Origin of the sequence: Conexibacter sp. S30A1, assembly GCF_023330665.1 — a bacterium.
Lineage (GTDB): Bacteria > Actinomycetota > Thermoleophilia > Solirubrobacterales > Solirubrobacteraceae > Palsa-465.
This window is the reverse complement of the sequence record NZ_CP097127.1, coordinates 778,886-793,343: the sequence shown is the minus strand read 5'-3', so window position 1 is coordinate 793,343 and position 14,458 is coordinate 778,886. Positions and strand designations below refer to the sequence as shown.

Genomic DNA, 14,458 nt, shown 5'->3' with positions numbered 1-14,458 from the left:
TCAGCTGGCCGGCGCGGGAACTTCGACGTGATCGAGCCAGTGTGCGTAGCGCGACTCGCGCCCGCGGATCGCGTCCTCGAACACGCGCTGCAGCTCGGCCGTGACCGGGCCGCGCCGGCCACCGCCCACGGCGTGACCGTCGACCTCGCGGATCGCTGCGATCTCGGCGGCGGTGCCGGTGGCAAACAGCTCGTCGGCGACGTAGAGCTCGGTGCGGGTGATGTCGCGCTCGAGCACCGTGTAGCCGAGGTCGTGCGCGATCGTGATCACCGAGTTGCGCGTGATCCCTTCGAGGATGCCGCCGGACAGGCTGGGGGTGTGCAGCACGCCGTCCTTGACCAAAAACAGGTTCTCACCGCTGCCCTCGCCGACAAAGCCCCGCTGGTCCAGCAGGATCGCCTCCTCGTAGCCGGCCTTGGTCGCCTCGATCTTGGCCAGGACGCTGTTCAGGTACTGGCCGCAGGCCTTGGACTCGGGGATGAACGAGTCGCCGTTCATCCGCCGCCAGCTCGCGACCTTGGCGCGGATCCCGACCTCCTTTGAGTCCTCGCCCAGGTAGGCGCCCCACGGCCAGGCGGCGATCGAGACCTCGACCGGCGCCTCCAGCGGATAGAGCCCCATGACGCCGTAGCCCCGGAACGCGATCGGGCGCACGTAGCACTCGCGCAGGTTGTTTGCGATCAGCAGCTGGTGGGTCGCCTGACGCAGCTGCTCGGAGCTGTAGGGCAACGGCATGTAGTAGAGCTCGGCCGAGCGCTTGAGGCGGTCAAGGTGCTCGGCGTGACGGAAGATCGCGCTGCCGTCGGCGGTCTCGTAGGCACGCACACCCTCAAACACGCCGGTCCCGTAGTGCAGCCCGTGGGAGAGCACGTGTACCTTGGCATCCTCCCAGGCGACCAGTTCTCCGTTGTGCCAGATGAGGTCCGCCTGATCCACGTGATGCTCCTTAGAGGTTGGAGAGAACTGCCTGGGTGGCCTCGTGCGTGCTGGCGCTGCCGCCCAGATCCCGTGTGCGCAGGCCATCCGCGAGCGCACGGTCAACCGCCGATTCTATCGCCGCCGCCTCCGCTTCCATGCCAAGCCCGTGGCGCAGCATGAGCGCCGCGGAGAGGAACATCGCCAGCGGATTTGCGACACCCAGGCCCGCGATGTCAGGCGCCGAGCCGTGCACCGGCTCAAACACGCCAGGGCTGCCCGCGTCCCCGAGCGAGGCGCTGGGCAGCATGCCGATCGAGCCCGTCAGCGTCGCCGCCTCGTCGCTGAGGATGTCCCCGAACATGTTCTCGGTGACGATCACATCAAAGTCGGCCGGGTTTGAGATGAGCTGCATGGCGGCGTTGTCGACCAGCACGTGCTCGAGCTCTACGTGCGCAAACTCGGCGCCATGCAGCTCGCGCACCACCTCGCGCCACAGCCTGCTGGTCTCAAGCACGTTTGCCTTGTCGACGCTTGAGACCTTGCGGCGGGCTGCGCGGAAGGCCACGCGGGCGATCCGCTCGACCTCGACGCGGCTGTAGGCGCAGAGGTCAGAGGCACCCTCGGCGGTGCGCGTCTTCTCACCGAAGTAGATGCCGCCGGTCAGCTCCCTGACCACCAGCAGGTCGGTCCCCTGGATCACCTCGCGCTTCAGCGGGCTTGCGTCATAGAGCGCCGCGAGCGGCCGCACGGGACGCAGGTTCGCGTAGAGCCCAAGCCCCTTGCGCAGGCCGAGCAGACCCTGCTCCGGGCGTGGCCGGGAAGGGTCGGTGCTGTCCCACTTTGGGCCGCCCACGGCGGCCAGCAGCACCGCGTCGGCGGCGCGGCAGGCGGCCAGCGTCGCGTCGGTGAGCGCGGTGCCGTGCGCGTCGATCGAGGCGCCGCCAAAAGCGTGCTCCTCGTAGTCGAAGTTGGTGCCAACCGCGCTCAGCAGCTCGAGCGTCGGGGCGGTTATCTCGGGGCCGATCCCGTCGCCGGGCAGCAGAATGATCTTGGTCGCCATAGGGCCCTGACGCTAGCGGAAAACTGGACTCAGACCAGGCCCGCTGTCGCAGGCACGCGAACTCCGCAAGGAGAAGCACTCCACGAGTAACGCCGTCCTGGCGTAAGGCGCCGACTACCGCTTCAGCGCGCCTGCGGGAGCACCTCAAAGTAACCGCCGCCAATCGGCCTGAGCACGTCGAAGTGACGACGGTCCAGGCTTACGATCGTACGTGTCCGGTGGCGCTCCGCCAGCACCACAATTGAAGCGTCCGCAACGCCGATCTCCAGGTCCTTGTAGCTGGCGATGACCCCACGGGCACGCTCGAGCTCCTGTTCGTCGAACGCTGCCAGGTGCCACGCGCCGCCAGCAAGCTCGTCGAGTACAGCCAGCTCGTTGTCCACACCGTGCCGGGTGGCAACGAGGTAGTCGAGCTCGGCTACGACGTAGGGTGAAACGATCAAGGCATCGGCTGCAGCGAGCACCTCTGACACCGCCTCGTGGTCTGGCTCCGACGCATCGAAGAACGCCAGGAGGGCGCTGGTGTCCGCGATGACGGTGGGCACCCTGCTCAGCGTTCCCCGAATCCGGCAAGCAGCTCATCGGCGGCGCGGGCGATCGGTCGCCCGCTCGCGTACAGAGCGCCACGAGCACTGGGCCGGACACCACCGACCGACCGGCGAATCGACTCGCGGATGATCTCCGCCTCCGATACCCCACGCTCCGCGGCGGCCCGCTTGACCATCACCTTGAGGTCATCCGGTAAATACAGCGTCGTCTTCTCCATAAGCGTATGGTACCACCGGTGGCACCACCCCAATGAGATGAGTTCGGTGGCAGTCGGCTCGCCCCGGCCGCACCACGCGCCCTGTCCAGCTGTCCCGCTCAGACGGGGGCGTCGGCGACGGGTGCGTCGGCGCTGACGCCGTGCACGAGCTCGTGGTGCTCGTCGCTTGCGAGGTGCGACGGCCACCAGTTGTGGCGGCCGAGCAGCACCACCACGGAGGGCACGAGCAGCGTGCGGACAAAGAAGGTGTCCATCAGAATCCCGATCGCCAGGCCGAAGCCGATCGCCTGCAGCTGGCTGCCGCCCGAGCCACCACCGCCGACGATCGCGAACACCGCAAAGGTCCCACCGAGGATCACCCCGGCTGAGGTGACGGTTGATCCGGTGCGCGACACGGCGCGCACGACGGCCTCGTGCAGGGGCAGGTGGTGGGCCTCCTCCCTGATTCTGGTCATCACCAGGATGTTGTAGTCCTCGCCCAGCGCGAGCAGGAAGATGAACAAAAGGAACGGCAGGATGAAGCTGATCCCGCTCTGCCCGCCGATGTCCATGAAGACGATCGTCGTGATCCCGAGCGCCGAGAGGAACGACAGCCCGACGCTGACGATCAGATAGAGCGGCGCGACGAGGCTGCGCAGCACCAGGGCCAGCAGGATCCCGATCGCCACGATCGCGATTGGAACAACCACCTTGAGGTCGTGGTTGGCGGTGTGGTTGATGTCGTACACGGCGGCGGCCTCACCGGCAACGCCGGTGTCGGAGGCGCCAGAGGCGCGGCCGGCGGCGGCCAGCACCGCGCGGATGTGCGGCGTCGCGTTCATCGCGGTGGTGGAGCCCTGCCCGCCGGCCGCAAACGACGCCTCGAACTGAATCACCCGCCCGCTTGCGGAGATGAAGAACGCCTCCGCGTGGTAGGCGTTCAGCTCGGCGATGCTGAATCCGGCGGGTGCCGCGCCGGCCGTCGGCTTGCCGGCAACGCCGACCGCGCGGTGGCGCTGCGGCGCGCCAAGCACGCGGTGCAGCGCCACGAGCTGCGCGGGGGTGAGCGGGGTGCCGTTGGGGTCAAGCGGCCCGGCCAGCTGCGTGAACGCGCCGGAGCGGCGCAGTGACGCCTCAGCGGTGGCGATCCGGGCGGGGTCGTTCCACAGCGAGCTTGGGTAGGAGAGCACAAGGTTCGCCGGGTTTGAGCTGGTCTGCGGGAAGTAGCGCGCAAGCGCGGCGTTGCCGTGCGCCGCGTCAGAGCCCGCGGGCGGGTTCTGGTCGCCGCCGAAGCCCCCGGAGCTATAGCCGAGCGCACCGGCCGCGAGCCCGAGGAAGAGCACCAGACCAACGACCAGCGTCGCCTTCGGGCGTCGTACCAGGGCGGCCGCGACCTTGCCCCAGATCCCGTCGCGCTGGTCGCCGCTGCGCACCTTTGAGGGCCAGAACGCCTTGCGGCCCAGGATCGCAAGCAGCGCCGGCAGCAGCGTCAAGCCGATCAGCAGCATCACCGCGACGCCGGATGCCAGTGGCACCCCGAGGTCCTTGTAGAGGCCGAAGGTCGCGAACAGAAGCGTCAGCAGCGCGATGATCACGGTGCCAGCCGAGCCGGTGATCGACTCGCCGACGCGCACCAGCGCGCGCCTGACAGCCTCGTGCGGCTCCTGGCCATCGCGCAGCTCCTCGCGCACCCGGAACACCAAAAAGAGCCCGTAGTCGGTGCCGGCGCCCAGCATCAGCACGATCAGCAGGATCTCCGTGATCGAGGAGATCTGCACGCCCGCCTGGCCCTCGGCGCCGATCACCCGCTGGGCGATCACGAGCGCAAGGCCGCTGGGGATCAGGGTGACGAGCGCGGCCGGCAGCGACCGGAAGACGACCAGCAAAAGCAAGATGATGAACAGGAAGGAGAACGCCTGCACCTGGTTGCTTGACTTGTTGGAGCTCTGCTGGTTGGCGGCAAGCGTCGCGATCTGGCCAGCCAGGTGGAAGCTCACGCCGGCTGGCGCGGCGGCCTGCGCGAAGGTCTTCTGCAGCGCGTCAACGACCTTGGTGGCGGTGGCGGGGTCAGCGCCCGCCGCCTTGGCCCGCACCCGCAGCTGTGCCGCCTGCCCGTTTGCGGAGATGCTCGCCAGCTGGGCTGAGAGCACCAGATGCACGTGCTTGGCAAGCGTCGCCTCGCGATCGATCGCGGCCATGGCGGGCGCGTTCAGCCGGCCGTTGCTGTCAACGGCGACGATCGTTATGTCGCTGACGCCGCCGTTGGCCCCGGAGCCGAGCAGCGGCGCGGCCAATGCCGCGGCCTTTGAGCTGGGCTCGTGCGAGGACAGAAACGCGCTGTTGTTGTCGTTGACCTCGCTTGAGAGCGACGGCAGCAGCGCCCCGGTGAGGATCGCCACCAGCAGCCAGAACACCACCACGAACCAGCGGTAGCGCACAACGAACCGTGCAAGGCCGTCGTAGATCCTGTTGACAATGCCGCCCTGCATCGGTGGGCGAGCGTAGCAACGGTCTCTTAAGCCCCAGAACGCTCAGGCCCCAGCACGGCGGTCCCACCGGCGACCGAAATCACCGCCTCCAGCCCCCAAACCAGCCGGCCGAGACGAGATTTGTGCATTCAGTGCACTCCCACCGCGCCAACTGCACAAACTGGCCTAGCGAGCGGAGATTTGGGGCGCAGGGGCGGTCATGCGGGGCCGCACGTGCTCGCCCGGGCCCCCGGGGCGGTCGCCCAAGGGGCGCACGGGCCGGCGTCCAGCGCGCCCCGCCTCGGCCGGCCAGCCCTCAACTGCGCAGATACCGCCCGCGGCGGAAGATGAAGTAGGCGTAGCCAAACAGCGCCGCGGTCGCCAGCGCCAGGAAGATGAAGGCCAACAGCAGGTTGGCGGTGCGGTAGCCGATGAAGCCGTAGCGGACCAGCGAGATCATGTAGTAGACCGGGTTGAACTGGGTGAGCGTCTGCCACGGCTGCGGCAAGAGCGATGCCCCGTAGAAGACCCCGCCCAGAAAGATCAGGGGCTGCAGCACGAAGGTCTGGTAGAGCGCGACATCATCAAACTGCTCGGCTCGCACCCCGACCAGCACGCCCGCGACCGAGAAGAACAGCCCTACCACCGCAAGCGACGGGATCAGCACCAGCGGATGGGCGACCGGCAGCGACAGAAGCGCTGAGGCGACCCCAAAGGTGAGCGCTGAGACCAGAAAACCGCGCAGAAAGCCGCCCAGCGTGAATCCCCACAAAAGCTGTGCGGGGCTCGCGGGCGAGGCGAGCTGATCGTCAATCGCGCGCGTGAACTTCTGCTGCAGCACCGAGGATGAGTTGTTGGCAAACGAGTTCAGCGCCCAGGCCATCATGATCAGCCCCGGGATCACGAACACGATGTAGCGGTAGCCGTCGATCGTGTGGATCCGGGTCCCGAGCGCGGCCCCGAACACCGAGATGTAGAGGAATGTCTCCAGCAGCGGCCCGCCGATCGTCTGGCGCTTGATCTTCATGAAGCGGTTGACCTCGCGGCGCACCAGCGAGTACATCCGGATCTGGGAGGAGCTCATGCGCGAGGCGCCCACACGACCGCTGCTCACAGCGCCGCCTCCTCACTGATGTGCGACCGCGACAGCTCCTGACGGCCGACGAGCTCCAGGTAGGCGTCCTCGAGCGTGGCCACCCCGTAGCGCTCGGTCAGCTCCGGGATCGTGCCGTGGGCGGCGATCTCACCGTGGTTGATGAAGGCGATGCGGTCGCAGAGGCGCTCGGCCTCTTCGAGGTAGTGGGTGGTGAGCATGATGCTCGTGCCCTCGTTGTTGATCTTCTCGATGTACTGCCAGAGCTCCAGGCGCAGCTCGATGTCCACCCCGGCGGTGGGCTCGTCGAGGATCAAAAGCCGCGGGCGGTGCATCAACGCCCGCGCCAGGGTGAGGCGGCGCTTCATGCCGCCCGAGAGCGTGCGCGTGCGCTGCTTGCGCTTCTCGGTCAGCGAGAAGGCCTCCAGCAGCTCGGCGGTGCGCGCACGCCGGTCGGCGCGGCTCATCCCGTAGTAGCCGCCGTGCAGATCGAGCGTCTCTTCGAGGGTCAGAAAGATGTCGAGGTTGATCTCCTGGGGCGCGAGCGCCACCGCCTCGCGCGCCTGGCGGTAGTTGTGCACCGCATCGTTACCGAACACCCGCACGATGCCCGAGGTTGGGCGCGCGAGCCCGGTGATGCAGTGGATCATCGTTGACTTGCCCGCGCCGTTTGGCCCGAGCAGGCCGAAGAACTCGCCCGCGCCGATCTCCAGCGAAACCCCCTTCAGCGCTTCAAAGCCGCCCGCGTAGCGCTTTACGAGGTCACGCACCTCAAGCGCGGGCGTCACCGCCTCTCCCCCGCCCGGCGGGCGTCCATGTTCAACCGCACGTAGTCGAGCGTCAGCGGCAGCCCGGTACGGGCGAGCACCGCCCGGATGAAGGGCTCGTGCAGGTCGTCGGGCAGCAGGTCCAGGTGGCGCACAAGACACACGGTAGCGACGAAGGAGCGAGCGTCAGAAAGCAGCGTCGGGCGCGGCTCAAGCCAGGTCTCGACCTCAACAAAGCCGGCTGCGGCCAGGCGCTCGGCGGTGATCTCGGCCCGCGCGTAGTTCCACGGTCCCTGCCAGCCGCGAAAGTACGCGGCGAACTCGCCGCTTGAAGCCACCGCGTCCGCGGCCCGCCGGAAGCTCTCGATATTGCCGTGCCCGCCACACTGCGCCACCAGCCGTCCGCCCGGTCTCAGTGCCTTGGCGAGTGCCCGGAAGAGCTTTGCGTGGTCGCCGATCCAGTGGAAGGTCGCGTTTGAAAAGATCACATCAACCGGCTCGGGCAGCGTCAGCTCCGCCAGGTCCTGGCAGAGCACGGTCACGCGCGAGCCCAGCCTTGCGCGTGTGTGCGCCACCATCGCCGGCGAGGCGTCCACCGCGAACACGCGCCCACGCGGCACCAGCTCGGCAAGCGCCGCCGTCACCCGCCCGGACCCGCAGCCCGCGTCGAGCACCGTCTCATCGCCCTGCAGGCTCAGGCGCGCAAGCTGCTCGTGCGCCCAGGCCTCCTGCACGCCCGAGATGCGGTCGTAGGTCGCGGCGTCCCAGTCGCGCGCTCGAGCGGGGCCACCGGCCCGCTGGCCGGTGGCCCCGGGCTCGCCGCTCATAGGGTCGTTGTCACCGGCCCCGGCCGCTCGCGCGTGGCCTCGTAGGCTGCGATCGCGTCCTCCTGCTGAAGCGTCATGCCGACGTCGTCAAGGCCACCCAGCAGCCGGTGCTTGATCTCGGGGTCGATCTCGAAGCTGGCGCTGCCGCCGTCCCAGCGGACCTCCTGGGCGGCGAGGTCGACCTGGGCGCTGCCCGCCTGCGCGATCGCCTCGCAGGCCGCGGCCGGCAGCGGCACCGGCAGCAGGCCGATCTTGGTGCAGTTGGAGTAGAAGATGTCGGCGAAGCTCTGCGCGATGATCGCCTGAAAGCCGTAGTCCTCAAGGCCCCAGGGGGCGTGCTCGCGGCTTGAGCCGCAGCCAAAGTTGGCGCCGCTGACGAGGATCGGGTTGTGAGGCAGCTCCCAGCCGGGCTCCTTGGCCCAGTCGTAGAAGAGGAACTCACCGAAGCCGGTGCGCTCCACCCGCTTGAGGAACTGCTTGGGCATGATCTGGTCGGTGTCGATGTCGTCGCGCATCAGCACCGACACCGGCCCGGTGATCGTCTCGATCGCTTTCATGTGAAGGCCTCTCTGCTCTATGCGACGCCGGCGCGCTCGCGCTGGTAGTTGCGGATGTCAACGAAGTGCCCCTCGATCGCCGCCGCCGCCGCCATCTGCGGTGAGACCAGGTGCGTGCGGGCGCCGCGTCCCTGGCGGCCCTCAAAGTTGCGGTTGGAGGTCGAGGCGACGCGCTCGCCCGGAGCGGCCACGTCGGGGTTCATGCCCAGGCACATAGAGCAGCCCGCGGCGCGCCAGTCAAACCCGGCGGCACGGAAGATCTCATCAAGGCCCTCGGCCTCGGCCTGCTCCTTGACCTGCACCGAGCCGGGCACGACCATCGCGTAGACGCCGTCTGCGACCCTGCGGCCGGCCGCGACCTCGGCGGCGGCGCGCAGATCGCCGATCCGCGAGTTGGTGCACGAGCCGATGAACACGCGGTCGAGCTTGATCTGCTCGATCGGCGTGCCACCGCTCAGGCCCATGTAGTCCAGGGCGCGCTCATCCTGCTCGCCGGCGGGCATCGGCACCTGCTCGGCGACGCCGACGACCATGCCGGGGTTGGTGCCCCAGGTGACCATCGGGCTGATCTGGGCGCAGTCGATCTCAAGCTCGCGGTCGAAGTGGGCGCCCTCGTCGCTGCGCAGCTCATACCAGTCCTCGGGCACGGAGGCGGGGGCGCCGGGACGGCCGAGCACATAATCGAAGGTCGTCTGGTCCGGGGCGATCATGCCGGCGCGGCCGCCGCCCTCGATCGTCATGTTGCAGACGGTCATGCGGCCCTCCATTGAGAGCTGCTCGATCGCGGGACCGGCGTACTCAACCACGTAGCCGGTCGCCCCGGCCACGCCCATCTGCCCGATCGTGTAGAGGATCAGGTCCTTGGCACTGACGCCGTAGCCGAGCTCGCCGGTGTAGTTGATGCGCATCGACTTGGGCTTGTGCTGCACCAGGCACTGGGTGGCGAGCACGTGCTCCACCTCGCTGGTGCCGATCCCGAAGGCCAGCGCGCCAAAGGCGCCGTGGGTGGCGGTGTGGGAGTCGCCGCAGACGATCGTCATGCCGGGCTGGGTGACGCCGAGCTCGGGGCCGATCACGTGCACGATCCCCTGGTGCTCTGAGCCGAGCGAGTAGATCGGTATGCCAAATTCGGCCGCGTTTGACTCGAGCGTCTGCACCTGGACGCGCGAGAGCTCGTCCTTGATCAGGGCCGCGGCGTGGGTGCCGTCGGTGGGGGTGTTGTGGTCGGCGGTCGCCAGCGTGCGGTCGGGGCGACGCACGCGGCGGCCGTTCATGCGCAGGCTGTCAAACGCCTGCGGGCTGGTGACCTCGTGCACCAGGTGCAGGTCGATGTAGAGCAGGCCGGGGACGACCTCGTGACGCTCCCAGATCTTGTCAAACAGGCTCTTTGCCATCGGCTCTCTCTAGCTCCTCCGCAGTCCCGCGCTCACGACTGCGAGCACGATCGCCTGCTTGTCCGTGGGGTTTTCGAAGTGGTGCGGCAGGTCGGCGTCGAAGGTGACGCAGTCGCCGGCCTTCAGGCTGTGACGCTGCCCGTCGCAGGCGAGCACCACCTCGCCTGACTCGACCAGCGCGGTCTCGCGGCTGCCGGGCTCGTGCACGGGCGGGTCACCGGCGCTGCCGGTGACCGCGTGCGGCGCGAGCGTGTGGCGCGAGAGCTCGGCGCGCTGGCCCGGCAGGGGCGGTGAGAGGATCTCGTAGCTGTGGCCGTTCACGCTCGGCGGGCCCTGGCGGCGCTCCTCGCGGCGCACGACGCTGACCGCGCCGCCCTCGTCCAGGCGCAGAAGCTGTGAGAGCCGCAGCTCAAGCCCGGCGGCGATGCGCGTTGCGACCTGCAGTGTCGGTGAGGTCTCGCCACGCTCGACCTGTGAGAGCATCGGCGCGCTCACGCCGCTGCGCTCCGCGAGGTCTCTGAGCGAGAGGTCCATCGCCTCGCGCAGGGCGCGCACACGCGCGCCGATGATCCCGGGCGTGGCCGGGACGGCGGGATGTTCGGCGGCCTGCTCGGCGATCACCATACGGCCGTACGTTATCGCATACAGCGGCGCATACTCGCTGACGACTGCACCCTCGCACTCGGGGTGTTGCCCGCAGTTGCCGCCAGCTGTAGTGTCGCCCCAAAGAAACTGCTGGTAACGGGGGAAGGCAGGGATCTATATGTCTGACGTTATGTCGGAGCGTCACTTTGAGGCTCCTGGACCGGGTTCGTGGAACCTCGACGCGGTCCATTTCCCACGGCCCGTCACGCGCTACTGGACCGAGATCCACCCCGCCGCGGGCGGACGTGGCTTTGACGAGTTCACCGCCTACTACGGGCTGCTGCTCGGTATGCGGCACGCCTACGTCAACGGCTTCATGTATGCGTCGATGAAGCCGGCGGCGCCCGAAGAGGTGCCGGCGCGGTTTGCCCGCGCCGAGGAGGTGTGGGAGCGCAAGCTCTGGCGTGAGCAGCTGCGCGAGTGGGATGAGACCTTCAAACCGGCGTCGATTCGGACCCACAGGGAGCTACAGAGCGTTGACCCGGCCGCACTCAGCGACGAGAGCCTGGCCGCCCACCTTTACCGCTGCTGCGAGCACCACCGGGAGATGATCTACCAGCACATGCGCTTCACCGGCGCGGCGACGATCGCGCTTGGGGATCTGCTCGCCCACGTGGGCGACTGGACCGGCCTTGCGCCCGCGGAGCTGCTCAGCATGATGCGCGGCTCAGCGCCCGTGTCGGCCGGTGCCTCCGGTGAGCTTGCCGCGATGATCGCGGCCTTCGCGGACGATCCGGACGCGCGGGCGCTGCTGTTCTCAAATCAGGCTCCCGAGGACATCCTCAGTCAGCTGCAAGCACTCGACACAGACGCCGGCGGCGCCGTCTCAGCCTACCTGGAGCTGACGGGCTATCGCCTGCTTGACGGGTTTGACATCGCGGGCCGCTACGCCCTGGAGATGCCCGACGTGCTGCTTCGTGCGATCCGCGCAGCGGTCCAGTCCGACGAGGCCGAAAGCGCCGAGTTCGACGTCGACGCACGGATCGCAGAGATCCGCGCGATGGTGCCCGCGGAGCACGCCGAGGAGTTTGACGAGCTGCTCGGCGAGGCGCGGCTGATGTACCGGATCCGGGATGAGCGTGGCGTCTTCAGCGACATCTGGGCGTCGGGCATCATGCGCCGCGCGGTTATCGGCGCCGGGCAGCGGCTTGCCGACCGAGGCCAGATCGACGAGGCCGAGCACCTGATCGACGCCGGCTTTGAGGAGATGACGGCGCTGCTCTCAGGCACCGGCGGGCCGTCTGCCGAGGAGCTCGCACAGCGCCACCGCTGGCGCACCACACATACCGCCAAGGACGCGCCCCAGTTCCTTGGCGAGCCGCCGCAGCCGCCCCCGGACCTTTCGGGGCTGCCGCCTGCGGTCGCACGCGTGATGCGCGCTTCGGGGATCACCTCGGCGTCGATGTTCATCCCTTCGATGCTGGCGCACGAGGGCAGGACGCTGCGCGGCCTGGCCGCCAGCGGCGGTGTCTACGAGGGGCCCGCGCGGCGGGTGGCAGGACCGTCGGAGTTCAACCGGATCGTCAGGGGTGACGTGCTCGTCACCGAGTGCACCAGCGAGGCGTTCAACATCCTGCTGCCGCTGCTTGGCGCGCTTGTCACCGACAGCGGCGGCGTGCTCTCGCACCCTGCGATCGTCGCGCGCGAGTACGGCATCCCGGGCGTCGTCGGAACCCGCAACGCCACCGATCAGATCGCCGACGGGGCACGCGTGCGGGTCGACGGCGACTCTGGCTCGGTCACGGTGCTCGATTGAGCGCCATCAGAGCCGTGAGGGCGCCGCGATGAAGGCGGTTGTCAGGCTGGCGGACGCCAGGGACACCGGCCAGTTCGGATCAAAGGCGGTCGGGCTCGGTGACGCGGCCCGCGGCGAGCTGCCGATCCCGCCGGGGTTCGCGCTGTCCGGTGACATCGTCGAGGCGCTCGCCGCGGACGAGGAGGCGTCCGTCACCGAGGTCCTACGGACGGTGGCGCCGCTGCACGGTCCCTTCGCCGTGCGCTCCTCAGCCGTCGACGAGGACGGCGCCGACGCCAGCTTCGCCGGCCAGCACATGACGCTTCTGAACGTGCCCTCGACGCAGGAGCTGAAGGCTGCGCTGAAGGAGATCTGGTGGTCTGCAAACTCGGATTCGGCGATCACCTACCGCCAGCGGGTGGGTCTCTTCACGCGTCCGAGCATCGCTGTGGTCGTGCAGTCGCTGCTCGACCCCGAGGCTGCCGGGGTGATGTTCACCCGCAACCCGATCAACGGGGCCGACGAGCGGCTGATCGAAGCCAGCTGGGGTCTCGGTGAGACGGTCGTGGCGGGCCGGGTGATACCGGACAGCTACCGCGTCGCGCGCTCGGGCGAGGTGCTCGAGCGGAGTCCCGGCTACAAGCAGATCCGGGTTCGCTCGCTGCCGGACGGCGGCACGGTCGAGGAGGCTGTCGCTCCCGAGCTGGTTGAGCGCCTCTGCCTGAACGACGAGCAGCTTCAGGCGTTGAGCGGTCTGGCAGCGCGCTGTGAGGAGGTCTACGGTCCCGGTCGCGACATCGAGTGGGCGATCGCTGGCGGTCAGCTCTACCTGCTGCAGTGCCGAGCGGTGACGCGGATCGGCGGGGAGAGCGCACCACCGAGGCCGCCGTCGCTGCCGCTCGAGGAGCTGGGCCAGGTCCCGCTGTTTGCCGGTCTGAGCAGCGAGGACCTTGCCAAGGTTCACAGCCTGTTCAAGGAGCGGCGGTTCGCGCCGGGCGAGACCGTCACCAAGGAGGGGTCCGGCGGCGCCGCGTTCTATCTGATCGAGTCCGGCGAGGCGGCGGTCACGGTCCACGGCCAGCCACGTCCGGGGATGAAGGCCGGCGACTTCTTTGGCGAGATCGCCCTGATCGACGGCGGCGAGCGTGCGGCGACCGTCACCGCGGTGGGTGAGCTCGTCTGTCACGGCCTCACCTTCTGGGACTTCCAGCCGCTGGTCAGGGAGAACCCCACGATCGCCTGGGCGCTCTTGCAGGCGCTGGCAAAGCGCGTGCGAGCAGATCAGCAGCACTGAGGGCACCGGGCTGCGGCCGGCCGCCGCTAGCATCCGAAGGGCGATGCGGTCGATACCCGATGTGCTGGTGCTGGGCGGCGGTGGCCGCCAGGGCGACGCCTGGATGAGCGGCGTGCTCGCCGGGCTCGAGGACTCACACGAGGTCTCGTTTGCGGACTGCGAGTACATGCTGGGCACCTCCGCAGGCTCGATCGTGGCCGCCAAGCTCGCCTCCGGGCGGCGGCTGAAGCGGCCCGACCCCGAGGCCGAGGCCGACCGCGCAGCGGATGACAGTGCCGAGCCCGAGCGCGAGTGCGAGCCGCTGCCAGAGGCGCTCTTTGCCTCGGCGCTGCGGCTCGTTGAGCCGTTCACCGGCGCCGGGCTTTTGTTGGCCACGCTGCCCGGCGAGCTCGCCCGTAGCGCGGCGCTTGCGATGGTGCCCACATCCGCGGTTGAGACGCTCGACTTCGCCGCCGCCTTCCCGCCGGAGAAGGTCAGCTTCGACGGGCGCCTGCGGATGGCCGCGGTGGAGCGCTCACGCGGCCGGCGCGTGATCTTCGGCGCCCCGGACGCGCCGCCGGCGACGGTCGCACAGGCGCTTCGCGCCTCCTGCGCGCTGCCGCTCGTCTTTGGGCCGACCCTTATCGATGGTCACGAATACTTCGACGGGGCGCTGTGGTCGCCGACCAACGCCGACGCGGCACCGGCGAGCAGGGGCTCCGAGGTGCTGATCCTCGCGCCGATGGCAAGCCACCACGGCCCGTTCCTGAAGGCTGTCCGGGTGGCGTCGCGGGCGCTTTTGCTGGTCGAGGCGGCGGCGCTGCGCGGCCACGGCGCGAAGGTCGAGCTGATCACGCCGGACCGGGCCTCAGCGCAGGCGATCGGCGCCGACCTGATGGCGGCCGACGGCCTGGACGCGACGCTCGCAGCCGGCTACCGGCAGGGCCTGCACCTCGCCGCGTAGCGACCGGAGCGC

The 14,458-nt window shown here is 69.1% G+C and carries 14 protein-coding genes; 3 read left to right on the top strand and 11 right to left on the bottom strand.

Features of this window, described 5'->3' with window-relative positions; translation table 11 throughout:
* The 11 genes from M3M54_RS03925 to M3M54_RS03875 all read right to left on the bottom strand — a co-directional run bounded on the left by M3M54_RS03925 (position 1) and on the right by M3M54_RS03875 (position 10,453).
* Positions 1–936 carry a branched-chain amino acid transaminase gene (locus M3M54_RS03925; protein ID WP_249020880.1) on the bottom strand — a complete coding sequence of 312 codons (936 nt, stop codon included), beginning with the start codon at positions 934–936 and terminating at the stop codon, positions 1–3.
* 10 nt (positions 937–946) lie between these two features.
* The gene (leuB, locus tag M3M54_RS03920; protein ID WP_249020879.1) at positions 947–1,978 is read right to left on the bottom strand and encodes a 3-isopropylmalate dehydrogenase; all 1,032 of its coding nucleotides are present in this window, start codon (positions 1,976–1,978) and stop codon (positions 947–949) included.
* Between the two features lie 122 nt (positions 1,979–2,100).
* Positions 2,101–2,523, bottom strand: a complete 423-nt coding sequence (locus M3M54_RS03915; RefSeq protein ID WP_249020878.1) for a PIN domain-containing protein — start codon at positions 2,521–2,523, stop codon at positions 2,101–2,103.
* A gap of 5 nt (positions 2,524–2,528) precedes the next feature.
* Positions 2,529–2,744: a CopG family transcriptional regulator gene (locus M3M54_RS03910; RefSeq protein ID WP_249020877.1), complete on the bottom strand. Its 216-nt coding sequence runs from the start codon at positions 2,742–2,744 to the stop codon at positions 2,529–2,531.
* Positions 2,745–2,842: 98 nt separating this feature from the next.
* On the bottom strand, positions 2,843–5,212 hold the full coding sequence (locus M3M54_RS03905) for an MMPL family transporter (RefSeq protein ID WP_249020876.1): 2,370 nt from the start codon (positions 5,210–5,212) through the stop codon (positions 2,843–2,845).
* A gap of 295 nt (positions 5,213–5,507) precedes the next feature.
* Entirely contained in the window at positions 5,508–6,305 is a 798-nt protein-coding gene (locus tag M3M54_RS03900; RefSeq protein ID WP_249020875.1) for an ABC transporter permease, read from the bottom strand.
* A complete protein-coding gene (locus M3M54_RS03895) occupies positions 6,302–7,072 on the bottom strand; it encodes an ABC transporter ATP-binding protein (protein WP_249020874.1) in 771 nt (256 codons plus the stop codon). The genes M3M54_RS03900 and M3M54_RS03895 overlap by 4 nt, the downstream gene beginning before the upstream one ends.
* Positions 7,069–7,878: a trans-aconitate 2-methyltransferase gene (locus M3M54_RS03890; protein WP_249020873.1), complete on the bottom strand. Its 810-nt coding sequence runs from the start codon at positions 7,876–7,878 to the stop codon at positions 7,069–7,071. The genes M3M54_RS03895 and M3M54_RS03890 overlap by 4 nt, the downstream gene beginning before the upstream one ends.
* Positions 7,875–8,435: a 3-isopropylmalate dehydratase small subunit gene (leuD, locus tag M3M54_RS03885; protein ID WP_249020872.1), complete on the bottom strand. Its 561-nt coding sequence runs from the start codon at positions 8,433–8,435 to the stop codon at positions 7,875–7,877. The genes M3M54_RS03890 and leuD overlap by 4 nt, the downstream gene beginning before the upstream one ends.
* Before the next feature lie 17 nt (positions 8,436–8,452).
* Positions 8,453–9,829: a 3-isopropylmalate dehydratase large subunit gene (leuC, locus tag M3M54_RS03880; protein WP_249020871.1), complete on the bottom strand. Its 1,377-nt coding sequence runs from the start codon at positions 9,827–9,829 to the stop codon at positions 8,453–8,455.
* Positions 9,830–9,838: 9 nt separating this feature from the next.
* The gene (locus M3M54_RS03875) at positions 9,839–10,453 is read right to left on the bottom strand and encodes a helix-turn-helix domain-containing protein (RefSeq protein WP_249020870.1); all 615 of its coding nucleotides are present in this window, start codon (positions 10,451–10,453) and stop codon (positions 9,839–9,841) included.
* Positions 10,454–10,592: 139 nt separating this feature from the next.
* On the opposite strand from M3M54_RS03875, the gene M3M54_RS03870 reads away from it, so the two are divergent.
* The 3 genes from M3M54_RS03870 to M3M54_RS03860 are packed head-to-tail and all read left to right on the top strand — an operon-like array spanning position 10,593 to position 14,446.
* Complete coding sequence (locus M3M54_RS03870) at positions 10,593–12,230, top strand: PEP-utilizing enzyme (RefSeq protein ID WP_249020869.1); 1,638 nt, start codon at positions 10,593–10,595, stop codon at positions 12,228–12,230.
* A gap of 28 nt (positions 12,231–12,258) precedes the next feature.
* On the top strand, positions 12,259–13,503 hold the full coding sequence (locus tag M3M54_RS03865) for a PEP/pyruvate-binding domain-containing protein (protein WP_249020868.1): 1,245 nt from the start codon (positions 12,259–12,261) through the stop codon (positions 13,501–13,503).
* A gap of 43 nt (positions 13,504–13,546) precedes the next feature.
* On the top strand, positions 13,547–14,446 hold the full coding sequence (locus tag M3M54_RS03860) for a patatin-like phospholipase family protein (RefSeq protein ID WP_249020867.1): 900 nt from the start codon (positions 13,547–13,549) through the stop codon (positions 14,444–14,446).
* Positions 14,447–14,458: the final 12 nt, after the last annotated feature.